Below are 22,792 nucleotides of genomic sequence, written 5' to 3'. Positions count from 1 at the left end.
TGTAATTCTTATGTGAATACACGCAAATACTCTCCACACTAAATAAATTTGCTAGTAATCTAAAAGAATAAGCAAGTGAGGAAAACACTGGTAATAACCTCTTTAAATAATTAGAAGACAAAAGCTAAGTTCAGAACTTTAGTCATTTTTACTAGTGCTTATATCTGCGCTCGCAGCAAAAGGCTAAACCCTTACTGATCACAGAGGGGTTTATGCCTAATTTTGCTGATAAATTCGAGTGCAATCACAACTGAGTTTATCAGCATTAATCGAGAGTCATTAATTGTCGTTTGGAAGAATACACACCTTTGGAATTTTTGAGGAAACTAGAATCATGAATAAATCAATTGTTTTCAAAAGTTTAAATAAGATTGGTATAGTATTAACAGCCTTGACCGCAATCGGATTTGCTACGACAAATTCTGTTAGCGCAGCATCAGTTACAACCCTCTTACAGGATGATTTTAATCAAGAAAATAATGGTGTTGCTAATCTTGCCACTTTAAATTACACTCAGTTTTCCAACTGGAATGTTATAAACGGATCTGTGGACTTGATTGGAAATGGTTATTTTGATTTCCTTCCTGGTAACGGACTATATGTAGATTTGGATGGATCAACATTTAAAGCTGGTACACTTCAATCTAAAACAACATTTAACTTTCAAGCAGGAGACACAGTTAACCTCAGCTTCCAGCTTGCTGGGAATCAACGAAATAACGTGATTGACCCTGTAACCGTATCTCTGGGTAGTTTGTTTAGCGAAACATTTTTACTACCCGAATTTCAAGGGTTTACAACCTATACACGAAGTTTTAGCGTTGCTTCTGCAACAAGTGCCAGATTAAATTTCCAAGAGACTGGCGCAGATAATATTGGATTGCTGCTTGACAATGTGACGTTGACTAAATCAGTTCCTGAACCTGGTTCAATTATGGGTATTTTAGGTTTCGGTGCTTTTGGCCTTACCTCTCTTTGCAAGCGTAAACAACAAGCCGCAATTAAGGCATAAGCATCAATTTTTATTTAAGCCGTTTAATTTCATTAATGGGATTTAGACAAAAAATACCCATAAAAAAGCCTCAAATCCATATACAGATGGATTTTGACATCGTTTTGCTTAGTTTATTGATATATCTGGGTTTGGACCATTTTTGAGTAATTGGTGTATTTCCCTTGCCTTGCATGGGTTTGAGGCTTGTTTATCCCTCAAAAATGTTTAAGTACCGCTAACCTCAGACCGCGATCGCGCAATTCTAAAGTTAAATTAGGAAACAGCAACAAAATTCGTTCAACCGCTGCCAGCGTTTTTTCTAACTCTTGCTGTTTGAGGTAAATAAATTTTAAATTTGTCAGCATCCGTGCCAAAAATTGTAGGGATTTTAATGGTAAGTTGACTCTGACACTCGCAAACGGAGGTACTGAGACTTTCTCCGTTCCTAAGACCATTTCTAGTCTAGGCGGCTCGGCACGTTACTATAGCATCATTGCCTCAGACCCCAGCGAAGTTTTTACACAAGTGACCTTTGGTAACACCGGAGGCGGGAGTGACGTCTTTGGTTTTGATGACCTGACTATCGGCAGTATTCAGCAAGTGAAACCTGTTCTTGAACTAACTTCTATGTTGGGTGTCTTGGCATTTGGTGCTTTCGGTGCTGCTTCAAAAGTGAAGCGCAAACAACTCAAAGGCACAGCTAAAGACTAAATTTATCGGTAACTAACTTTTAACACTGCTGTGTCTGCACTATCCTGACACAGTAGTTTTGATTTTGATTTTCTCCCAGCCCCATGCTAAAACTTACCTTAATTTTGATCCCCAGGCAGCAGTCTTAAGGATCAATTTATGGCGTAGAGTAGGGTCGTTCAGTGCTAATCTGAAAGGTGACATTGCTTAACTTTATGTCTTCTCCGACCTTATCTGAAATATAGCTTCAATCATTAGGCGCAGCATGGTCACAACCGCAGAAAAAACAAACATAGGCTACATTACTCAAATCATTGGTCCAGTTGTAGACGTTAAATTTCCCGGCGGGAAATTGCCACAAATCTTCAACGCTTTGAAAATCATTGGCAGCAACGAAGCTGGACAAGAAATCAACCTCACCGTTGAAGTACAGCAACTGCTGGGCGACAACCAGGTGCGGACTGTTGCGATGAGTTCCACCGAAGGCTTAGTGCGCGGTTTGGAAGTGTCCGATACAGGCGCTCCGATCAACGTACCAGTTGGTAAAGCCACTTTGGGTCGGATTTTTAACGTCCTTGGCGAACCTGTAGACAACAGGGGCCCTGTAGATGCTGAGGCAAGTTTACCCATCCACCGCTCTGCTCCCAAATTCACTGACCTGGAAACCAAACCTTCCGTGTTCGAGACTGGGATTAAAGTTGTTGACCTTCTGACTCCCTATCGACGCGGCGGTAAGATTGGTCTATTCGGCGGTGCTGGTGTTGGTAAGACTGTAATCATGATGGAGTTGATCAACAATATTGCTACCCAGCATGGTGGAGTATCCGTTTTTGCTGGCGTGGGTGAGCGCACCCGTGAAGGCAATGACCTCTACAATGAAATGATTGAATCTGGAGTAATCAATAAAGACAACCTCAACGAGTCAAAGATTGCTCTAGTCTACGGTCAAATGAACGAGCCACCCGGAGCGAGAATGCGGGTTGGTCTTTCAGGATTGACAGTAGCAGAGTACTTCCGGGATGTGAACAAACAGGATGTGCTGCTATTTATTGACAACATTTTCCGGTTTGTACAAGCAGGTTCGGAAGTATCCGCGCTACTCGGTCGGATGCCCTCAGCAGTAGGATATCAGCCCACATTGGGAACCGACGTGGGTGAACTGCAAGAGCGGATTACCTCAACTACAGAGGGTTCGATTACCTCCATTCAGGCAGTGTACGTACCAGCGGACGACCTCACCGACCCCGCACCTGCTACCACCTTCGCCCACTTGGATGGTACAACAGTGCTGTCTCGCGGTTTGGCAGCTAAGGGAATTTATCCCGCAGTTGACCCCCTTGGTTCGACTTCCACGATGTTACAGTCCAACATTGTCGGTGACGAACACTACACTACTGCCCGGGCAGTGCAATCAACTCTGCAACGTTATAAAGAACTCCAAGACATTATCGCCATTCTCGGTCTAGATGAATTGTCTGAAGAAGACCGTTTGATCGTAGCGCGGGCGCGGAAGGTTGAGCGTTTCTTGTCTCAGCCGTTCTTTGTAGCAGAAGTATTCACCGGTTCTCCTGGTAAGTACGTGAAGTTGGAAGACACTATTAAAGGTTTCCAAAAGATTCTGTCTGGTGAGTTGGATGCTCTGCCAGAACAGGCTTTCTATTTGGTTGGCGATATTAACGAAGCGATCGCTAAAGCTGACAAAATCAAAGGTTAGTCATTAGTCATTAGTTATTGGTCATTGGTCATTAGTCATTAGTCATTAGTTCAACTGCTAATGACTAATGGCAATTACAAAGGACAAATGACAAAGGACAAAGGACAAAGGACGAAGGACAAAAGACAAATGACATTAACCGTTCGTGTAATTTCCCCAGATAAAACAGTCTGGGATGCCCCAGCTGAAGAAGTCGTTTTGCCTAGCACTACTGGTCAACTAGGTATCCTAACTGGACACGCACCACTTTTGACCGCCCTGGATACTGGTGTAATGCGAGTCCGCGCCGCTAAAAATCAGAATTGGGAGGCGATCGCCCTTTTGGGTGGCTTTGCTGAAGTCGAAGAAAATGAAGTGACAATTCTGGTTAACGGTGCTGAACGTGGCGACAAAATTAACCTTGATGAAGCTCGTACTGCTTATAACCAAGCAGAAACACGTCTAAGTCAAGTGTCAGCAGACGATCGCCAAGCCCAAATTCAGGCAACCCAAGCTTTCAAACGCGCCCGCGCTCGGTTTCAAGCTGCTGGCGGTTCGGTCTCAATTTAACTTTCTATTTCATCTTTGTAGGTTGGGCAATGTCCAATCTACAAATTATTTATTAAATTTTAAAAAAATTACATCAAGTTTAAGAAATTGAGGCAAGCTCTAGTGAAGTGTTAACTTAGCTAATTAGTTGCCCAGATGGGCACATATTATGAAAAGGTTTTCATCTTTACTTGGTACTCGTAAACAAAATAAGGTAGCTCGCTTTGTAGCATCTGTTGTAGCAACCTTAGCGATCGCTGCACCAGTGTCTTTGACGAACGCTAGAAGTATTCACTCTGCCAATGCAATTCCTGTAAAAACTACTTCTGCATCAGTCCAGCTAAATCAGACCAAACCAAATATTTCCCAATTACAAATTAGCAGGACTCAATATCAAGCTGCTGGAATTGACCCTTTCGTATTAATCCCCATTGTCCTTGTCGGGGGTTTAGTTATATTTGTCCCCCTATTCTTTGGTGGACTTGTAGTAATTGGCGAGCGTGAAGTCGGTATTATAGTTAGAAAATTTACCCTTTCTGGGCGCGGACTCCCTGCCGGCAGTTTGATTGCCCTCAACGGCGAAGCTGGCTTGCAGGCAGATACATTAGCTCCTGGCTGGCATTGGGGCTATTGGCCTTGGCAGTATTCTGTAAAAAAAGAGCCAGTAGTTGTCGTTCCCCAAGGGGAAATCGCTTTGATTGTGGCAGCAGATGGTCAACCCAACCCACCAGAGCGGATTTTGGGTAAAATTGTCAGTTGTGACAACTTCCAAGATGCTCGTAAATTCCTTGCCCAAGGCGGGGAAAAAGGACGGCAAATGGGTTTTCTCACAGCTGGTACGTACCGGATCAATACCGCCCTGTTTAAAGTCATCATGGCAGCAAATGCCAGCGCTCATGGCATGACTCCAGAACAGTTACGGGTGTACAGTCTGGCATCTGACAAAGTTGGCATTGTCACTACCTTAGATGGTTTGCCAATTTCTGCCGGTGAACTCGCAGGCCCCATAATTGAGAGACACGACAACTTCCAAAATGGTCACAAATTTATTGATGGCGGTGGACGGCGAGGTTTACAAGAACAGATATTGCTTTCGGGTTCTTGGAATTTGAATCCTTGGTTTGTCCAGGTTGAGCAAGTGCCGATGACGGAAATTCCCATTGGGTATGTGGGTGTGGTAATTTCTTTCGTGGGTAAAGCACATCAAGATGTCAGTGGTGCAGCTTTCACCCACGGTAACTTGGTAAATCAGGGACATAAGGGTGTGTGGATCGAACCGCTATATCCTGGTAAGCACCCGATTAACTCCCGGATTATGAAGATTGAACTCGTGCCAACGACCAACATTGTCTTAAACTGGTCAGGTCGGACTGAACGCCACAGCTATGATGCTAAACTGGCTTCTTTAACAGTGCGATCGCGTGATGGGTTTGCCTTTGATTTGGAAGTAGCGCAAATTATCCATGTGGGTGCTTTAGATGCTCCAAAGGTAATTTCTCGCGTTGGTGCAATGCAAAATCTGGTAGACCATGTATTAGAACCAACTATTGGTAATTATTTCCGCAACTCAGCCCAAGATTATACTGTACTAGACTTTCTCACCGCTCGCAGCGAACGACAATCTGAGGCTGCTGAGTATATTAAAACAGCATTACGGGCTTATGACGTGCAAGCGATCGACACTCTGATTGGTGATATTCAGCCACCAGCGTCACTAATGCAGACACAGACAGACCGGAAAATTGCCGAAGAAGAACGCAAGACTTATGAAGTCCAGCAGATGGCGCAAACCCAACGGCAGCAGCTTGTCCGGGAAACGGCACTCGCTGATATTCAGCAAGAAATGGTGAAATCGGAGCAGAGTGTACATATTGCTGACCTCAAAGCCCAAGCCCAAATTAAGCAGGCGACTGGTGAAGCCGAGGGGACAAAACTCCGGGCAATTGCTGAGGCTGAAGGTATTCGGGCCACAGGTAACGCCAAAGCTGAAACCTATCGGACAGGTGTGGAAGCTTTGGGGCCACAAGGTTATACAGCAATGCAACTAATGCAGATTATCGGCGATCGCAATGTCCGCTTGATTCCAGATGTCTTAGTTGGTAGTAACGGCAGCAATAACGGCTTAGTGGATGGACTACTATCGATGATTTTATGGAATCAAACTGCCAAGCCAGGTGAATTAAAACCAACACCTTTACATGCACAACCGATAGTTACCCAAACACAACCTACCGCAGAAAATGGTCTTCCACCTATAATTGTGAATTTTCCGGCGGATAAGCAACATTAGCAACACCAATGTACGTCTGTAGGGGCGTACAGCCGTATGCCCCTACCCATACATCTGTCGCATTCTTATTTCAAATTGGTATTCCGAGTTCTGAGTAACTAAAAACAGCTATATTTTATTGTGGATGCCCTGTAGGCAAAAAAATTTTGCTTTTACAAGAACGTTATCGTTTACTCAAGCGGATTAGTGAAGGGGGATTCTGCAAAACCTTCCTCGCTGTAGATGAAGGTCAGTTTCCTCCAATTCCTTTCGTCATTCAAGAATTATTGTTGGAATCCGAAACACCATTAGCCTTTGAGCAAAAAATGCAACGGCTAGAGGAATTAGGAAAACATCCCCAAATTCCCGCTTTATTAACTTATTTTCAGCAGAACGGGCATTTTTATTTAGTGCAAGAGTTTATTGCAGGCACTAATTTAGCTCAGGTGGTTGAAGAGGAAGGCGCTTTTAATGAAACTCAGATTTGGCAACTGTTAGAAGATGTGTTGCCAGTTTTACAGTTGATTAGCGATCGCAACATCATCCACCGTGATATTAAACCCTACAATATCATCCGTAGATCCCCAATTACAAAAAAAGGGGATTTAGTCATAGTCGATTTTAGCACTGCGAAAATCGTTACAGAAATTGATCGGTTAACATCACAAATCAGTATCGGCAGTCCAGAATACGCTGCACCAGAACAAGCGAGGGGAAAAGCGGTTTTTGCTAGTGACTTATATAGCTTGGGTGTAACTTGTATTTACTTACTTACCCAGATTTCTCCCTTTGATTTATTTGATATTGCTAATGATTGCTGGGTTTGGCAACAATATCTTACTACTAAGGTAAGCGAGCGCTTGGCGCAAATCCTCGACAAGCTGCTGCAAAATGCTGTTAACCGCCGTTTTCAATCAGCTGATGAAGTTATGCAAGCAATGGGTATGGAATGTAAAACTCAAAATCCAAAATCCCAAATTCAAAATCCTCCTTGGCGCTGCTTGCATACCCTAACTGGGCATTCTGGGACATTCAGTAGTGTGAATGCCCTTGCCCTCAGCCCTGACAGTAACACTTTAGCTAGTGGTAGTGATGATAAAATCGTCAAATTGTGGGATTTAAATACCCAAAAAGTCCTAGCTAGCTTATCAGGACATTCCCAAGCTGTAAAATCAGTTACCTTCAGTCCGGATGGGAAAATTCTGGCAACTACTAGCGACGATAAAACTATCAAATTGTGGCAGGTTGAGACATTAGAGGAAATCTGCACCCTATTGGGACACTCACACGCTGTAAAATCAGTTGCTTTTAGTCCAGATGGACAGATTCTCGCTAGTGGTAGCTGGGATAAGACAATCAAACTCTGGGATGTAAATACTGGTACAGAAATTTGCACCCTAACTGGACACAAATTACAGGTAAATTCAGTGGCGTTTAGTCCCAAAGGACAGATTTTAGCTAGCGCTAGTTATGACAGAACAATTCGCCTGTGGCAATTGAGAGCATTTGGAAGGTTTGAGAAAAAATTTCAAAACCGCCTATGCTATCGCTTGTTAGGCACCCTTTCAGGTCATGCATGGGCGGTTTTGACAGTCGCTTTTAGTCCCAATGGTCAAATTTTGGCGACGGGTAGTGATGATAACACTATTAAATTGTGGGAGGTAAACACTGGTCAGCTAATTTGCACACTTGTAGGCCATTCCTGGTCTGTGGTGGCTGTGGCTTTTTCTGTCGATGGCGAAACGCTTCTAAGTGCAAGTTGCGACAAAACAGTTAAACTTTGGAAGGTAAGCACAGCAGAAGAGATTGTTACTCTCTCTGGTCATGTAGACTCAGTATCTGCTGTTGCTGTGAGCAAAGTTACACAATTAATTGCAAGTGGCAGCAGGGATAAAACTATCAAACTGTGGCAGCTTGTAGAACAGTACAATAGCTAATTTTGTAATATCAAGCGCTACCTGTGAAGGCAACTTCCGGAAATTTCAACTGAGCTTCTGCCATTGGACGGTTTCTGCCTTCCTCTTGCCAGTAGTTTATCACTTCTGTCGCTTTATTCAGCAACTCGACGCGATCTAGGTCAGTAATCCAATGTTTGGATTCGAGTTCCTTCTTTAACTCTTCCCAGGCATCATTTCTGGGCCAAAAAAAGTACTTAGTTAAAGGACTTGTGCCTTTGCCTACAACTTGATCAACCGCTAGAGCGACGTTTTCGTCTAACCACAGAATTTTCAAAATAAACTTGGTCAATCACACCTCCGGGAATTTCCGGGCATTACTTAACTAGGATAGCGATCGCTTATTTTAACGCAATACTATATAAAATGACGAAACTAGTGATTGAAAATGGGCTAGCATAAGCTGTAGTCGGCGCTAACTCAAGATGCTTATGCCCGTACATCCTACGTCTGTTACCCCTCCATGAAGCAGGCGCAAAACCGTACCCTCTAAAATTAACACTATCACCATAATTCTTACCCAATGAAAGTATAAGTGCTGACGATTTGACTAAGCGATCATCCGGTACACAAAATTGGAAGTTCCTTATGATCATATAAAACTCTTTTACTCTCTACCCATGACTCAACAAACTTCTACAAAAACAATCGTTGTTTTCGATATTGATGGCGTTGTGCGCGATGTTAGCGGTTCCTATCGGCGAGCGATCGCAGATACCGTAGAATATTTTACTACCCAAGCATATCGTCCAACACCACTAGATATTGACCAACTGAAGTCTGAAGGCGTGTGGAATAACGATTGGGAAGCATCGCAGGAATTAATTTACCGCTACTTTGAAACCCAAAAACAGACCCGCGAACAACTGCAACTAGATTACAATGCGATCGTTGCTTTTTTTCAATCCCGTTACCGAGGACCAGACCCCAACAATTTAACGGGGTATATCTGTAATGAACCTTTATTATTGCAACCAAGCTATTTAGAGCAACTTACCCAAGCGGGGATTGCTTGGGGATTTTTCAGCGGTGCGACTCGTACTTCCGCTAACTATATTTTAGAAAAACGCCTGGGCTTACAATCTCCTGTGTTGATTGCGATGGAAGATGCACCAGGTAAACCTGACCCCACTGGACTTTTCGCCACAGTTCGTCAGTTAGAGAATAAAATTGAGCAAACATCAGCTGTAGTGTATGTGGGAGATACGGTAGCAGATATGTATACTGTCGAGAAAGCACAGGCTTTGGATTCTTCTCGCACTTGGATTGGTGTAGGGGTTTTACCGCCCCATGTGCAGGAAACAGCAGCCCGTGGTAATGCTTATGGTGAGACACTGCTAGCAGCAGGAGCAGCAGTAGTTTTGTGTAATGTCCAGGAATTAACCCCAAGGCAGATTCAAGAATTGGTAAGTTCATCTGCCTGAGCTATGTTATAAGTCAATACGCTTGGGTTAAGGCTAAAACTCTTTCTTCAAATCAATTTTTTTAACGAACCGCCAAGGACGCAAAGGACGCAAAGAGAAGGAAGAAATTTTTAACCCAAGCGTATTGTGTTATAAGTACAGTTTTGCGTAAAAGTGTAGCGTTTTTAATGCAGGGGAACGCATTAAGAATGCGGCCGACGCATTGGCATTGCAAGGGGACGCATTAAGAATGCGGCCGACGCATTGGCATTGCAGGGGGACGCATTAACAATGCGGCCGACGCATTGGCATTGCAACGTATTGCCTTTCTTTAATTCGCTACGAATTAATAAATGCTGTACTAAGATCAATCAAGCTATGCGTACAAGAATGACTAGCTGATAACAATCTTGCCCCAATTATTGGGAGATTAATAAAAATGTCTGCACTTAAACTGCCTAACGGCCCTCAAACTCACCCTTGGGTACAGACGTATCAGTGGCTTACTAATCCCTTAGAATACATGGAAGCCTGTGCTAAACGTTATGGTGATACGTTTACCCTCCGAATTGGCCCAGTTTTTACTCCTCAAGTGTTTATTAGTAATCCTCAGGCGATTCAGCAGATTTTTACCACAGATCCAAAACAGTTAGACTCTGGTGCAGCAGCAGGTTCAGGAACGCCTTTATTGGGGCCAAATTCTTTACTATCCTTAGAAGGAAAACCTCACCAGCGCCAGCGTAAATTGCTGACACCTCCTCTACATGGGGAAAGAATGCAGGCTTATGGTAATTTAATCTGTGAGATTACTAAGCAAGTAACTAGCCAGTGGACAGTCGGGGAAACCTTTACAGTCTTGCCATCTATGCAAAAAATCTCCTTTCAAGTGATTTTAAAGGCTGTATTTGGTCTAAAGGACGGACTTCGTTATGAAAAACTCAAAGAAATTCTGATTGCTATCCTGAATCCAAAAAAACCTATTTTTCGGGCAATATTACTGCTGTTCCCATTATTACGACAGGATTTAGGACCTCGCAGTCCTTGGGGAAGTTTTCTACGTTTGCGGCAGGAAATGGATGATCTCATCTATGCTGAAATTCAAGAGAGGCGATCGCTTGTAGATCAGTCTCGAAGTGATATTCTGTCTTTAATGATGGCGGCTCGTGATGAAGCAGGTGAGCCGATGACAGACTTGGAATTACGTGATGAGTTAATGACTTTGTTGGTTGCAGGTCATGAAACTACGGCTAGTTCTTTGGCATGGGCGCTGTACTGGATTCATCATCAGCCTGAAATACGTGAAAAACTGTTGCAAGAACTGGATAGTCTGGGTGACAACAAAGACCCGAACGCCATTTTCCGATTACCTTATTTGAATGCTGTTTGTTCAGAAACAATGCGCCTGTATCCGGTGGGGATGTTGGGATTAAATCGATTGGTTAAATCACCTTTAGAAATTGCAGGCTACAAATTTGACCCTGGTACTATACTGGTTCCTTGTATTTATTTAAGTCATCATCGAGAAGATTTATACCCCAATTCAAAGCAGTTTAAACCAGATCGGTTTCTAGAACGACAATTTACTTCAGCTGAATTTTTGCCCTTTGGTGGTGGTAATCGTCGCTGTATTGGCATGGCATTTGCCATGTTTGAGATGAAACTGGTATTGGCAACTATACTATCTAGTTGGCAAATGAAACTAGCTGATACAAAGCCAGTACTGCCAGTTCGGAAAAGCGTCCTATTAGCACCAGGCGGTGGTGTACCAATGGTAGTAATTGGAAAGCGTCAGCAAAATCAGCGAGTTCTTGAGACTAACTCAGTGTAGAAAGTCTCAGAATCAGGTGGGAGCGATTGCTTCGCTTCCCCTTTGATTTACCTGCTAATTACTGGAGTTTCAAGAATTTATCTAAAGCTGATACCATACTGGGCGGCCAACGACGGATATTTGTTACCCAGTTGATGTCCTTATAACGGCTATCGAGTCCATAAGCAGCTACCCAGTTACTTTCGGCTTCGCCTTGTTCTCCATTTACCCAGTATGCTGCTGTCAGGGCAGCACGCATATCGGCAAACTTGGGATATTTACGGACAATATTCCGCATTTCCCGGATTGCTTGGTCTTTTTGACCAGTTTCATAAAGAGCGAGGGCGTAGTTAGCACGGGCAAAGGCAAAATTCGGAGCAATCTCATTAGATTTTTTGTAGTCTGCGATCGCATCTGACCATTTTCCTAAACCGGCTGTGGCATTACCGCGATTATTGTACGCCATCGCATCCTGAGGATCGAGTTCTAAGACATGATTATAATCTGCGATCGCCGAATCCCATTTTCCCAACCCTTCCAACGCCGCACCCCGATTCAAGTAAGGATCGGTGACATTTGGCGCTAGTTCTATGGCTTTGTTATAATCTGCCAGCGCCTCTTGTAATTTATTCTGACTCACCCGCGAATTTCCTCGGTTACTCCACGCCCCTGCATTAGTGGGAAATTGCTCAATAATCTTTGTCCAGTAAGTTTCAGCCGTGGCAAAATCACCTTGATTCGTTGCTGTAAACGCTTGATTTGCCCACTCATCGCCTTGTTTTAATTGTTCTTGAGTAATGGGCGGTTGAGATTGTGCCATGACTGGAGTACCCCAGCCAAACACAAGTAACAGACTGAGAAAAATACCAATTAACTTAATCATCTGGATTTACCTGTGTCTATCTTAAACATGGGGAATGGGGCAGGGGAGGAGAGGAGCATAATTAATACCTAATGCCCTGTTTGGTCAATGCCCAATTTCCCATAATTACAATAATGACAACTGTTCATTAGGCGGCGTGAATCCTAAATGCTTGTATGCTGCCTTTGTCGCCATCCTCCCACGATGAGTCCGAGTTAAATACCCAATTTGCATGAGGTAAGGTTCGTATACCTCTTCAATTGTTTGGGTATCTTCACCCGTTGCTGCTGCCATTGTTTCCAACCCCACTGGCCCACCATTAAATTGTTCAATTATTACACTCAGCATTTGGCGGTCTGTCCAATCTAAACCGCATGGATCTACTTGAAATAGTTGCAATGCTTCTGAGGCAACGCTTTCATTAATCTCACCAGAATTTTTTACCTCCGCATAATCACGTACTCGTTTAAGTAGTCTATTAGCAATACGTGGCGTTCCGCGTGAACGACGGGCAATTTCTGTGGCACCATCTTCTGTAATGAGGGTTTTGAGTAATTGAGCGGTTCGCAGTACAATTTTAGTCAGTTCGTCAACTTCGTAAAATCGCAGTTTTTGAATCAAACCGAAGCGATCGCGCAGTGGTGAAGTTAGGGCACCTACACGCGTTGTAGCTCCCACTAGGGTAAACTTTGACAACGGCAAACTTCTGATCCGAGCGCTCGAACCCTTACCAATAGTGATATCTAAGCGATAATCTTCCATCGCCGGATAGAGAATTTCCTCCGTCATCCGCGAGAGGCGATGAATTTCATCCACAAATAAGATATCCCCTGGTTTCATGTTCACTAGTAGCCCGACAATATCTCGTGGACGTTCTAGGGCTGGCGCACTGGTAATTTTGTAATTTACTCCCATTTCCGATGCTAAAATCATTGCCATTGTGGTTTTGCCCAATCCCGGCGGCCCATACAGCAGCAAGTGATCTAGCACTTCACTACGAGACTTGGCTGCTTTGATAGCAATATCTAGGACATCCTTTAAATCTTTTTGCCCAATGTAATCGGCAAATCGGTGCGGTCGAATACCTTCTTCTTGCTGATCTTGTTCATCAATAGCAGCTTCAGGCTGCAAAATCTTGTCTGGGAATGGTGCTTTCGCCGACTCCCGACGCTGCTTTGGTTCTTTGTTGGGTTCTGAAGGCTGTTTTTTCGAGGAGATTATCGCCATAATTCAGCTATCTACTTTCAAGGGGACAGACTAATTCGTAATTCGGAGTGGAGAGTGGGGAGTAAGGGAAGTAGGCAAAGAAAGAATAAGCAATGCTCAATACTTCGGCAACTCTTAGAGACGCTCTTGCGTTCGCTCAGTACAAGTGTTCCATGCCATGAAAGTTTTCGTTTGAGAATACCCGCGCCAATTTAAAATTTAAATTCCGGTCAATTACCCAGAAGTACAAAAGTTATTATGTTATCTAAAAGAATTTTACCGTGCTTAGATGTGAAGGCGGGACGGGTTGTAAAAGGAGTTAACTTTGTCAATCTCCAAGATGCAGGCGATCCGGTAGAACTGGCCAAGGTTTACAACGAAGCTGGTGCAGATGAGTTAGTATTTCTGGATATTACAGCTACTCATGAAGACCGAGCTACTATTTTAGATGTGGTGTACCGCACTGCTGAACAGGTCTTTATTCCATTGACTGTGGGTGGTGGCATTCAATCCTTAGAAAATGTTAAAGCTTTGTTACGAGCTGGCGCAGATAAGGTTAGTATTAATTCTGCGGCAGTGCGGGAACCAGACTTAATTAATCGAGCCAGCGATCGCTTTGGTAATCAGTGCATAGTTGTTGCTATTGATGCCAGACGCAGAAATAATGCGGAAAATCCAAGTTGGGATGTGTATGTGCGGGGTGGTAGGGAAAATACAGGCTTAGATGCCTTACTTTGGGCACAAGAAGTTGAAAAACGGGGGGCCGGAGAACTGCTAGTCACAAGTATGGATGCTGATGGAACCCAAACCGGGTATGATATCGAGATAACACGGGCAATTGCCGATGCTGTAGAAATTCCAGTCATTGCTTCTGGTGGTGCAGGTAATTGTGAACATATCTACACAGCCCTAACTGAAGGCAAGGCTGAAGCAGCATTACTCGCATCCCTGTTACATTATGGTCAATTAAGCGTCGCAGAAATCAAAAATTATTTACGTGATCGCAACGTGCCAGTCCGCTTGTTTTCATAAAGGGTTATTTTTTAATCAATGACATCTATCTTAGGTTAGACACACTTGCCTGAAAGGGTGTTAATATTATTTTACAAGTATTAACAAATATTAAAAAATATGTTGCTTCCTATTTTACTTTTTGATGTAGCCCTTGTGGCGTGGTCACTGCACTTAATGGAAAGAGCCTACCAGAGTAAAGAATTTTCTCTAATGTTGGCTGGTACATTGGTTGCTTTGGCTGCTGCTGCCATGTTAGTAGTTTACTTTTTGATGGGGCACTGTATGACCTATTTGTTGCAAGTGTCGTAGGAGTGCTGAGTGCTAAAGGAGATATTTAAAATTTAGTTTCCATAAAAAGCTTGACAAAGTACTAATAATTAAGTGATTATGTATAATGGATTTTAAGGGGTTATAGCGCAGTTGGTAGCGCACCTCAATGGCATTGAGGGGGTCAGCGGTTCGAATCCGCTTAGCTCCATTCTTCACACACTAAACCTCTCCGTTAATGGAGAGGATTTTATTTGCTGTCTACCTAGCCAGTCTCGAAAGTTGGAATCATAGAGGCTGTAATGGGTTTCTGAGGCGATTCGTTGTTGCTGTAAGAACTCTAGCCAATTTTCTAACACTTCCTCAACTTCATACTCATCAGTATCAATGATTTGTGCGATTGCATCCACTGATATTACTTTTTGCTACTAGATTAAGACATTTAACACATCTATGCTATGTTCCGTCCCTTGTTCGGGTGGAATCATTTTGTGTAAATGCTGCTAATAATAGGCGTTGCTGAATTAAAATATGAATCATGCGTAGGCGTAGCCCGTCGTAGACATCGCCTCAAGCTTAGCTCCTCGTAGACATCACTCTCTCATACATAAAATAAACTGAAACATGGTGCGTAGGCGTAGCCCGTCGTAGACATCGCCTAGCTGTTTCAAATTCCAAACTCGATACTTGACACTCAGAAGCTCAACGTCCACCTTCAGAAGCTCAACCTTCGACCTCAGAAGCTCAACGTCCACCCGCAGAAGCTCAACCTTCGACCTCAGAGGCTTAAATGCGACAATATTAACTCTTGCAACTATTATCAACAAGTAGAAACCCCATAGATGCTTGGACACTAAAGATAGCCATCTATGGTATAGAAATGTATAGAATCTTGTAAAGATATAAAATATAGTTGTTAAATGCACACATTTCTAGCTTCTTCCTCAATGCAGGTGTCTGTACCACCAAATCACTTTCAGCCAATGAAGATTGTCGCACTGGGGGACAGCTTAATTTATGGATTTGGCGACCCGGAAAAAGGAGGCTGGATTGAGCAACTACGGCGATGGTGGATGTTGCCGGATAGTCCGGGTCATGTTCTTTATAATTTAGGGGTAAGAGGCGATCACACGCAACAAGTAGCACAAAGGCTAGAAGCAGAATTTCGCCACCGGGGTGAACTGCGAAATCGTGTTCCCGACTTGATTATTTTATCAGTAGGCGTGAATGACTCAGCACGTTTGGCGCGTCCCAATGGGCGAAGTTACACAGATTTTACCGTATTTGAAAAGCAAATTGCTTCTCTACTAGATTTAGCACAGCAACTATGTCCTGTGTTATTTGTGGGCATGGTGCCAGTGGATGAAGCCAAGATGCCATTTCTAGATTGCTTTTATTATAATCATGCCGATCAATACCGCTACAAAGAAGCAACTCGAATTGCTTGTAATAAACGGCAAATTCCTTATTTGGATATTTTTGAGCAATGGATAGAACGTGGTGAAAATTGGCGGCTCAAACGCTTGAGTGAAGATGGTCTTCATCCCAATACACTAGGTTATCAAGCTTTGTTAGAAGATGTGATCAATTGGGATGCCATACCTTTAATAGGCTTTGCCAATGCAGCTTACCATTCTTAGTTTGATTATCGCCTTAAACCATCCTAATAATATAGATGTGTTGGTGCTTTGGGACTAGCCGATATTCTCGTATTTGCCATCCTTGCAAAAAGCACCACAATCTTGCTGAATTTTCAATGAAAGTAGGTGTAACATCCATTTCATAATCCATCTATAAAAACTCTAACTTCTCTCTTGTTCATTACTCAGCACTCCTAACTCCTAACTTAGTACTCTTATGACACCAACTTTATTTGGTCGCTGGCAAACTCGATTATTATTACTTGCAACTGTAGGCGTACTTGTATCTTTGCCTTTTGCAATGGGTTTGATTAGTTCTAGTACTAACTCAGTTTATTTTTGGATACTTGGTTATGTTGCCATATTTGGCTTAGGCTGGGATGTGCTTTACGACTATCTGCAAAAATCCCGCTGGGATAGAGATTGGCCCGCAGTTTATCAACTCTTAGCTGGCATATGGGAATTGGTGTTTGTGTTTTGTGGAGTCAAAGTGTTTGGCTTCTTACCAATACCTTTACCGAAAGATGAATTTTCGCCAACAGTTTTTCTATTGCACTATAGCGTCGTATGGCTAGCAGTTTTTATTAGTTCACAAAGCCTGATGCGAATTATCTTTCCCCGTTGGCGTTTCCGGGGTGGGGAGTGGTTGTAAAATCTCAAATACTTAAAATATTCAATTTATTTTCACCTAATATACTGATAGTTTTTTCATTGATTTGAACCACAATCCTCTCTAGGGGCGCACATCTGTGCGCCCCTACTTTATGGTTTAATTACCTGAAAATTGCTGTAATTAAAAATCAACAATTAAATCGCAAATTCAAAAAATCATATATGGCGATTTTAGTTTGAATGCAATATGTTGTATTGACATACAGTTGTGTGCATCGCTATGAATATTGGTTGGGAGTTGAATCCCCATCAAAATTGTCCCCGTAAAGAGTCTATAATCCACAATCCTAGTTCAATGCAGAGACGTAAATTAAGGAAGTGCTATGTTGAATTTTGATCTAGTTATTCAGCTATTTCTGCAACTTACAGTTATTTTAGCCACTTGTCGCATCGTCACGATTTTAGGACGTCGCTATCTTGCTCAGACCGATGTTGTTTGCGAAATGATTGCAGGCGTAATGCTAGGGCCATCACTTTTAGGATTGATTGCACCAGATTTTCAGCAATGGCTATTTCCTAAGCTTCCCATCATCACTGCTGTTGGACTCAAGATACCTAATCCATCGATGTCGATTTTATATGCTATCAGCCAAATTGGGTTGGTAATTTATATGTTTTTGATTGGTTTAGAGTTTAATACCAAACTCTTAAAACATCATATCAAAAGTGCAAGTTTGCTATCTGCGGCTGGGATTATCACTCCCTTTATTTTAGGAGCGATCGCTTCTTTTTGGCTTTATCACAACGGCAATTTTTTTCAACCAAAGGTAACGCCTTGGTCGGCCGCTTTGTATCTAGGTGCGTCGATGACAATTACGGCTTTTCCGATGTTAGCTCGTATTCTTTACGAACGCGGTCTTGCACAAACCCGCTTCGGTACTTTGGCTTTAGGTGCAGCATCAGTAGATGATGGAGTTGCTTGGTGTTTGCTGGCGATCGTGCTTGCTTGCGTCAAAAATTCTCTAAGCATTGCCATATTAGCAATTGGTGGTGGCATCTGCTACCTGCTATTTGCAATTTTTCTCGGTCAACCTCTACTGAGAGCGTTCACACACATGACAAAACGCGATGCAGGCGTGAACAGACAAACCCTAACTTTAATGTTGATAATTTTGATGTTTTGTGCATGGTTTACCGATGTCACAGGTATCTATGCAATATTTGGTGCTTTTGTGCTGGGAGCAGTAACACCACGCCAAGAATTCGCCCAACAAATTCGCCAACATACAGAATTTTTAACTACTTCTTTTTTGTTACCGATATTTTTTGTTTTCTCTGGATTGAACACTCAAATTGGATTGGTAAATACACCTAATTTGTGGGGAATTACGCTCTTAATTATTGCGATCGCAATTCTCGGTAAAGGTATTGCTTGTATGTTGGCTGCAAAATTGGCAGGGGAAAATTGGCGTGAATCTGCAACTATCGGCGCTCTGATGAATGCTCGTGGTTTGATGGAGTTAATCATCCTCAATATTGGTCTTGAGCAAGGTATAATTACCCCAACTTTATTCACTATCATGGTTATTATGGCAGTAATTACTACCCTTATGGCATCACCAATGATTGCCTTTTTGTTGCATGGAACAAGCTATGATAAATCTCCGCTTAAGCAAATTTTATAAAATTAGTTACCTAGCAATTGGGTAAAAATTTCTGCTTTGATAGATATAACTGCTAATTTGTTTGTAGTGGCATTTAAACGCCACTACAAACTGGCTACCTATTACCTAATTTTTTGAATATCAGTAATTCGGAAGTTATTCTAAATTGAGCTACTAAAATCATTAAAATTTATGTTTCACGCCTGCAACTGCATCGTAACAATATTTGACATGAGAACGAAGCACAAATTACCCTTACGTGTATAATAATACGCAAAGGTTAAGGCTAAAACTATTTGTAAAATTCAATTGTTTGAACGACCTGCATTCAGATACCAGACGCACTAGAAGAACGTATAGACATGAAGTGGCTTCCCACAGGGTAGGACACAAAGACAAATAAATACTTAACTGAACTGTATTGAGGTGTATCTAACAAGCTTGACATTTTCCAGTCTTTTAAAGAATCATCTTAGAGAAACCAGATAGTTACTTTTAAGGAAACCATGCACATAGTTATTCTTGTTCTGGTTGAGGTGCTGATTGTTATTGGACTTTCACAGCTAGTAGGGCTAGGATTCCGTTCCATTAAGCAACCGCTGGTAATTGGTGAGATTGTCGCTGGGATTATGCTTGGCCCATCTTTATTTGGTTTAGTTGCTCCCGATGTAGCAGTTTCCTTGTTTCCACCAGAAACTATTCCTTTTCTAAATGTTTTGTCTCAGGTGGGACTAATATTTTTCATGTTTCTGATTGGGCTTGAACTAAATCCAAAATACCTCAGCGGACAATTAGAAGTAGCTGTTTTAACTTCTCATGTAAGCATTTTGCTGCCGTTTTCCTTAGGAACATTGCTAGCGGTGCTACTTTATCCCCTAGTTTCCAATGCAAGTGTATCCTTTACCACCTTCGCCTTATTTTTGGGGGCGGCGATGTCGATTACTGCCTTTCCAGTGTTGGCGCGAATCATTACTGAAAACAATTTACAAGGAACGCGTTTAGGAACGTTGGCGTTAACTTGTGCAGCAGTAGATGATGTTACAGCTTGGTGTGTATTAGCAGTTGCGATCGCTGTAGCTCGAACTGGCAACTTTGCTGGTGCGATACCCACAATTATCGCCAGCATAGTCTATATCGCCTTGATGTTGACGGTGGGACGTTGGTTCCTCAAAGGCCTTGCCAAACACTACCTCCGTGCAGGACGCCTCAGCCAATTGCTGCTAGCTGGGATTTATATGGGCGTAGTTGCGTCTGCACTGATCACCGAACAAATTGGCATTCACTTAATTTTTGGGGCATTCTTACTGGGAGCAGCCATGCCCAAAAATGAAGATTTAGTGCGGGAATTGGCAGTAAAAACCGAAGATTTTGTATTGATATTTTTGCTGCCAATATTTTTTGCCTACAGTGGCTTAAAGACGCAAATTGGCTTGCTCAACCGTCCAGAATTGTGGCTTTTGTGTGCGTTGGTTTTAGGAGTGGCGATCGCAGGCAAATATGTTGGCACTTATGTAGCGGCCCGTGTGAGTGGCATTAATAAACGGGAAGCCTCGGCACTCGGTTGGTTAATGAATACTCGCGGCTTAACTGAACTGATAGTGCTAAACATTGGTCTAGAGTTAGGGGTAATTTCCCCTTTAATATTTACCATGCTGGTAATTATGGCATTGGTAACTACATTCATGACCTCGCCACTGCTGGAATGGACATATCCGAAGAAGCTGATCAAGTTAGATGTCGTGCAACCAGAGTCGGAAGCAGAAACAGATATAGATACAGATGCGACTGTTGGAAGTGAAACTTACGTTCGTCCCTACCGAATTTTAGTGCCAGTGGCCAATCCGAGTAGCCAAAAAGGTTTGGTACAGTTGGCAGTAGGCATCGCTCTCAACTACCAACATCCTGCCGTTGTTAACCCTCTTAGCCTGATTGAATTTCAAGAAAATTATGCCTTTGAAAGTACGCCAGTTGAAGCAGACCGATTAATTGCCCAGCGCCGCCAGCAGCTAGAAGAATTGATTAATACTCTCGAACCGCTAGAAACACGCTCTCATGTGCATCCGATCATTCGCATATCCAGCAATGTCGCACGGGAAACAGCACAGATTGCCGCACTAGAGCAAGTTGATTTAATTCTTGTGGGATGGCATCGCCCAGCTTTTAGTAGCAATCGCTTAGGTGGAAGAGTTGGTCAAATTCTCACCACTGCACCAGTGGATGTAGCAGTATTTGTAGACCGGGGAGGTGAGCGATTAGAAAGCTTGTTGGTGCCTTATTCTGCAAATATTCATGATGATTTGGCACTGATACTGGCGCTCAGACTGCTAATCAATCATGAAAATTGTATGTTGCAGGTTTTACACGTTATACCAGAAAACCGCCTCAGGGATGAATTGAGTTACGAGTTGAACACGATGATAGAGCAATTACCGAGTAGTGTACGCGATCGCATAGAAATCAAAATTGTCCAAGCTCCAGAGCCAATCCAAGCTGTAGTCGAAGCCTCAAAAAGTGTAGACTTGACAATTGCTGGTACCAGCGGCACTTGGGGTATCAAACGTCAAACCTTGGGAAGATATACTGATCAACTAGCGATCCAATGTCGCTCCTCCCTGCTAATTACCCGCCGCTACAGTCAAGTCATCGCTCATCTTGCTTCTGTGCTTCCTGAGGTTAGTAGTCAAGAGCCAACATTAAGGAGTTGAGATTATGAATCATTTCAACTTCAAATCTTTAGCTTTTTACGGAGTAGCAATAATTTCAGTGCTACTGTTGTTTAAAACTGTCAGCGTTTATGGGGAAAACAATCTCAAGGCTCCTCCTCCAGTTAACGGCCGGTATCGTCTAACGCTGGCTGAGAATTTGCCGAACTGTGAAAAATCGGATACCCTGACCTTAAACATTGAGCAGTCAGGTATTTACTTAAATGCCTCTGTATTGCCGGCAAACGCTAACGCCGATACTGACGAACAGCACTCTCTGGCAGGCATCTTGAGAAATCAACAGTTAAATTTATCTGGAAAAGTTGGCAAATCAATCCTTTGCAATATTCCTCGTCCTCAAAATGACCCTCTAAACTCAGTCACAATTCAAATGCGACTTGTGGATAAAGGTACTATGACAGGTCAATTAACCGTAAATGGCATCCCACAAACTCTGAAATTTACCGCTGTGCCCGAAAAAGCCCAGCAAAAATCTCAGAAGTTAAACAGCCATTGAACTGGGGAGTGGGGACTGGGGACTAGGGATAGAGATTTAAAGCGCGAAGTAAACAGCAATGTGAGCGATTGTATGGGTTTTATGGAGCAGATAAAAAAATGGATCAGGGACTAAAGACTAGGCAATTTTGCCAATGGCGCAAGCAGCTATTTAGCATCAGTATATTAGGCTTTTATGCAGCGATCGCCCTCGACACTTCCACTACTGCGGCTACAGCAGTGGCAAAGCTAGATAATTGGCGTTTTTCCCCCAAGACACAGCAACTCGAAATCACCCTCTCAGCAGGCACAACCCCCCGTTATTTCTACCTAGCCCAACCCTCTCGTCTTGTTGTAGATTTACCGAATACTAAGTTGGGCAAAGTTACCACGCAACAAAATTATTCTGGAGCAATCAAAAGCATACGCGTTTCTCAACTGAATGATCACGACACACGCATTGTCCTAGATTTAGCATCAGGGGCTGTTTTAAATCCCAAACAGGTACAACTGCAGCCCGTTTCCCGAAAAAACTCCACTCGCTGGGTATTACGTCCGGTTATTTCTGGTAAAACTACTGCCGCAAAACCAGGAAACTCTCTACCTTCATCCAAGAAACAATCTCAAACACCCTATAAGTCACAGCCGCCTAATAATGTATCCGTAACTACTACTAATCCACAACCGCCTTTACTTACAGTTCCACCTCCATCTAGTGAACTACCCTCAACAATTACTACTAACTCAGGGCAGCCTTTTGTGACTGTACCTCCCCTAACTCCAAATACATCCTCTCAACAACCTGCTTTAATTCTTCCCCCTCCTTCTTTCCCAAATCAACCCGATAACTTGAATAGCATTCCTCCTTTCGGTATGTCGGAATTTCCAGTTCCAATAGTCCCCAATATTCCTAATCCCCAGGTGATCGAATTTGGTCAACCCTTACCTAAAACCCGGTAGGGACTGGGGA

General features: G+C 42.9%; 20 protein-coding genes, 1 tRNA gene and 1 pseudogene. 17 read left to right on the top strand and 5 right to left on the bottom strand.

Annotated elements, in window-relative coordinates; genetic code table 11:
• The first annotated feature begins 334 nt into the window (after positions 1 to 334).
• The gene (locus V7L29_RS21740) at positions 335 to 1,012 is read left to right on the top strand and encodes a PEP-CTERM sorting domain-containing protein (RefSeq protein WP_334736769.1); all 678 of its coding nucleotides are present in this window, start codon (positions 335 to 337) and stop codon (positions 1,010 to 1,012) included.
• Positions 1,013 to 1,212: 200 nt separating this feature from the next.
• Here the strand turns inward: V7L29_RS21740 and V7L29_RS21735 are convergent.
• Positions 1,213 to 1,374 (bottom strand): annotated as a pseudogene (locus V7L29_RS21735) (tetratricopeptide repeat protein); the annotation flags it as partial.
• Between the two features lie 19 nt (positions 1,375 to 1,393).
• Between V7L29_RS21735 and V7L29_RS21730 the strand changes: the two are divergent.
• The 5 genes from V7L29_RS21730 (at position 1,394) to V7L29_RS21710 (ending at position 8,132) form a co-directional block, all read left to right on the top strand.
• The gene (locus V7L29_RS21730) at positions 1,394 to 1,705 is read left to right on the top strand and encodes a hypothetical protein (protein ID WP_334690033.1); all 312 of its coding nucleotides are present in this window, start codon (positions 1,394 to 1,396) and stop codon (positions 1,703 to 1,705) included.
• Between the two features lie 244 nt (positions 1,706 to 1,949).
• Positions 1,950 to 3,398, top strand: a complete 1,449-nt coding sequence (gene atpD / locus V7L29_RS21725) for a F0F1 ATP synthase subunit beta (protein WP_334736768.1) — start codon at positions 1,950 to 1,952, stop codon at positions 3,396 to 3,398.
• A 129-nt stretch (positions 3,399 to 3,527) separates the two neighbouring features.
• On the top strand, positions 3,528 to 3,947 hold the full coding sequence (gene atpC, locus V7L29_RS21720; protein ID WP_334689992.1) for an ATP synthase F1 subunit epsilon: 420 nt from the start codon (positions 3,528 to 3,530) through the stop codon (positions 3,945 to 3,947).
• A 148-nt stretch (positions 3,948 to 4,095) separates the two neighbouring features.
• Complete coding sequence (locus V7L29_RS21715) at positions 4,096 to 6,216, top strand: SPFH domain-containing protein (protein ID WP_334736767.1); 2,121 nt, start codon at positions 4,096 to 4,098, stop codon at positions 6,214 to 6,216.
• A gap of 146 nt (positions 6,217 to 6,362) precedes the next feature.
• Positions 6,363 to 8,132: a serine/threonine-protein kinase gene (locus V7L29_RS21710; protein WP_334736766.1), complete on the top strand. Its 1,770-nt coding sequence runs from the start codon at positions 6,363 to 6,365 to the stop codon at positions 8,130 to 8,132.
• A gap of 10 nt (positions 8,133 to 8,142) precedes the next feature.
• Here V7L29_RS21710 and V7L29_RS21705 read toward each other — a convergent pair whose 3' ends face one another.
• Positions 8,143 to 8,442: a 30S ribosomal protein PSRP-3 gene (locus tag V7L29_RS21705; RefSeq protein ID WP_094333099.1), complete on the bottom strand. Its 300-nt coding sequence runs from the start codon at positions 8,440 to 8,442 to the stop codon at positions 8,143 to 8,145.
• Positions 8,443 to 8,770: 328 nt separating this feature from the next.
• Between V7L29_RS21705 and V7L29_RS21700 the strand changes: the two genes are divergently transcribed.
• Together V7L29_RS21700 and V7L29_RS21695 are read left to right on the top strand one after the other, a co-directional pair.
• Positions 8,771 to 9,574, top strand: a complete 804-nt coding sequence (locus V7L29_RS21700) for a TIGR01548 family HAD-type hydrolase (protein WP_334736765.1) — start codon at positions 8,771 to 8,773, stop codon at positions 9,572 to 9,574.
• 418 nt (positions 9,575 to 9,992) lie between these two features.
• Positions 9,993 to 11,381, top strand: a complete 1,389-nt coding sequence (locus tag V7L29_RS21695; RefSeq protein WP_334736764.1) for a cytochrome P450 — start codon at positions 9,993 to 9,995, stop codon at positions 11,379 to 11,381.
• A 58-nt stretch (positions 11,382 to 11,439) separates the two neighbouring features.
• Here the strand turns inward: V7L29_RS21695 and V7L29_RS21690 are convergent, their stop codons facing one another.
• Positions 11,440 to 12,243, bottom strand: coding sequence for a tetratricopeptide repeat protein (locus tag V7L29_RS21690; RefSeq protein ID WP_334736763.1), 804 nt, complete (start codon positions 12,241 to 12,243; stop codon positions 11,440 to 11,442).
• 105 nt (positions 12,244 to 12,348) lie between these two features.
• Positions 12,349 to 13,449, bottom strand: a complete 1,101-nt coding sequence (gene ruvB / locus V7L29_RS21685; RefSeq protein WP_334736762.1) for a Holliday junction branch migration DNA helicase RuvB — start codon at positions 13,447 to 13,449, stop codon at positions 12,349 to 12,351.
• Positions 13,450 to 13,686: 237 nt separating this feature from the next.
• On the opposite strand from ruvB, the gene hisF reads away from it, so the two are divergent.
• From hisF to V7L29_RS21670, 3 genes are all read left to right on the top strand, one after another.
• Positions 13,687 to 14,460 (top strand): imidazole glycerol phosphate synthase subunit HisF, encoded by a 774-nt coding sequence (gene hisF, locus V7L29_RS21680; protein WP_334689999.1) that lies wholly within the window; start codon positions 13,687 to 13,689, stop codon positions 14,458 to 14,460.
• 99 nt (positions 14,461 to 14,559) lie between these two features.
• Positions 14,560 to 14,751 carry a hypothetical protein gene (locus V7L29_RS21675; RefSeq protein ID WP_334690000.1) on the top strand — a complete coding sequence of 64 codons (192 nt, stop codon included), beginning with the start codon at positions 14,560 to 14,562 and terminating at the stop codon, positions 14,749 to 14,751.
• A 96-nt stretch (positions 14,752 to 14,847) separates the two neighbouring features.
• Positions 14,848 to 14,920: transfer RNA gene (locus V7L29_RS21670), tRNA-Ala, on the top strand.
• 4 nt (positions 14,921 to 14,924) lie between these two features.
• On the opposite strand, the gene V7L29_RS21665 is transcribed toward V7L29_RS21670, so the two are convergent.
• Positions 14,925 to 15,119 (bottom strand): hypothetical protein, encoded by a 195-nt coding sequence (locus V7L29_RS21665; RefSeq protein ID WP_334690001.1) that lies wholly within the window; start codon positions 15,117 to 15,119, stop codon positions 14,925 to 14,927.
• A gap of 510 nt (positions 15,120 to 15,629) precedes the next feature.
• Here V7L29_RS21665 and V7L29_RS21660 point away from each other — a divergent pair.
• The 6 genes from V7L29_RS21660 to V7L29_RS21635 all read left to right on the top strand — a co-directional run bounded on the left by V7L29_RS21660 (position 15,630) and on the right by V7L29_RS21635 (position 22,782).
• Positions 15,630 to 16,349 carry a GDSL-type esterase/lipase family protein gene (locus V7L29_RS21660; RefSeq protein ID WP_334736761.1) on the top strand — a complete coding sequence of 240 codons (720 nt, stop codon included), beginning with the start codon at positions 15,630 to 15,632 and terminating at the stop codon, positions 16,347 to 16,349.
• A gap of 217 nt (positions 16,350 to 16,566) precedes the next feature.
• Positions 16,567 to 17,001, top strand: coding sequence for a hypothetical protein (locus V7L29_RS21655; protein WP_334690003.1), 435 nt, complete (start codon positions 16,567 to 16,569; stop codon positions 16,999 to 17,001).
• A 343-nt stretch (positions 17,002 to 17,344) separates the two neighbouring features.
• The gene (locus V7L29_RS21650; RefSeq protein ID WP_334736760.1) at positions 17,345 to 18,646 is read left to right on the top strand and encodes a cation:proton antiporter; all 1,302 of its coding nucleotides are present in this window, start codon (positions 17,345 to 17,347) and stop codon (positions 18,644 to 18,646) included.
• A 485-nt stretch (positions 18,647 to 19,131) separates the two neighbouring features.
• Positions 19,132 to 21,330, top strand: coding sequence for a cation:proton antiporter (locus tag V7L29_RS21645; RefSeq protein ID WP_334736759.1), 2,199 nt, complete (start codon positions 19,132 to 19,134; stop codon positions 21,328 to 21,330).
• Positions 21,331 to 21,334: 4 nt separating this feature from the next.
• On the top strand, positions 21,335 to 21,844 hold the full coding sequence (locus V7L29_RS21640; protein ID WP_334690006.1) for a hypothetical protein: 510 nt from the start codon (positions 21,335 to 21,337) through the stop codon (positions 21,842 to 21,844).
• Positions 21,845 to 21,942: 98 nt separating this feature from the next.
• Positions 21,943 to 22,782: an AMIN domain-containing protein gene (locus tag V7L29_RS21635; RefSeq protein ID WP_334690007.1), complete on the top strand. Its 840-nt coding sequence runs from the start codon at positions 21,943 to 21,945 to the stop codon at positions 22,780 to 22,782.
• The last annotated feature ends 10 nt before the right edge of the window (positions 22,783 to 22,792 follow it).

Source organism: Nostoc sp., assembly GCF_036916575.1.
GTDB lineage: Bacteria > Cyanobacteriota > Cyanobacteriia > Cyanobacteriales > Nostocaceae > Nostoc.
Note: the sequence above shows the minus strand (reverse complement) of the source record. Positions and strands in the feature narration are given on the sequence as shown.

Coding starts and splice junctions, on each gene's coding strand:
- V7L29_RS21690 (WP_334736763.1), bottom strand. CDS start 12,243: ATGATTAAGTTAATTGGTATTTTTCTCAGTCTGTTACTTGTGTTTGGC.
- V7L29_RS21650 (WP_334736760.1), top strand. CDS start 17,345: ATGTTGAATTTTGATCTAGTTATTCAGCTATTTCTGCAACTTACAGTT.
- V7L29_RS21700 (WP_334736765.1), top strand. CDS start 8,771: ATGACTCAACAAACTTCTACAAAAACAATCGTTGTTTTCGATATTGAT.
- hisF (WP_334689999.1), top strand. CDS start 13,687: ATGTTATCTAAAAGAATTTTACCGTGCTTAGATGTGAAGGCGGGACGG.
- atpD (WP_334736768.1), top strand. CDS start 1,950: ATGGTCACAACCGCAGAAAAAACAAACATAGGCTACATTACTCAAATC.
- V7L29_RS21675 (WP_334690000.1), top strand. CDS start 14,560: ATGTTGCTTCCTATTTTACTTTTTGATGTAGCCCTTGTGGCGTGGTCA.
- V7L29_RS21695 (WP_334736764.1), top strand. CDS start 9,993: ATGTCTGCACTTAAACTGCCTAACGGCCCTCAAACTCACCCTTGGGTA.
- V7L29_RS21660 (WP_334736761.1), top strand. CDS start 15,630: ATGCACACATTTCTAGCTTCTTCCTCAATGCAGGTGTCTGTACCACCA.
- V7L29_RS21715 (WP_334736767.1), top strand. CDS start 4,096: ATGAAAAGGTTTTCATCTTTACTTGGTACTCGTAAACAAAATAAGGTA.
- V7L29_RS21740 (WP_334736769.1), top strand. CDS start 335: ATGAATAAATCAATTGTTTTCAAAAGTTTAAATAAGATTGGTATAGTA.
- ruvB (WP_334736762.1), bottom strand. CDS start 13,449: ATGGCGATAATCTCCTCGAAAAAACAGCCTTCAGAACCCAACAAAGAA.
- V7L29_RS21645 (WP_334736759.1), top strand. CDS start 19,132: ATGCACATAGTTATTCTTGTTCTGGTTGAGGTGCTGATTGTTATTGGA.
- atpC (WP_334689992.1), top strand. CDS start 3,528: ATGACATTAACCGTTCGTGTAATTTCCCCAGATAAAACAGTCTGGGAT.
- V7L29_RS21640 (WP_334690006.1), top strand. CDS start 21,335: ATGAATCATTTCAACTTCAAATCTTTAGCTTTTTACGGAGTAGCAATA.
- V7L29_RS21655 (WP_334690003.1), top strand. CDS start 16,567: ATGACACCAACTTTATTTGGTCGCTGGCAAACTCGATTATTATTACTT.
- V7L29_RS21635 (WP_334690007.1), top strand. CDS start 21,943: ATGGATCAGGGACTAAAGACTAGGCAATTTTGCCAATGGCGCAAGCAG.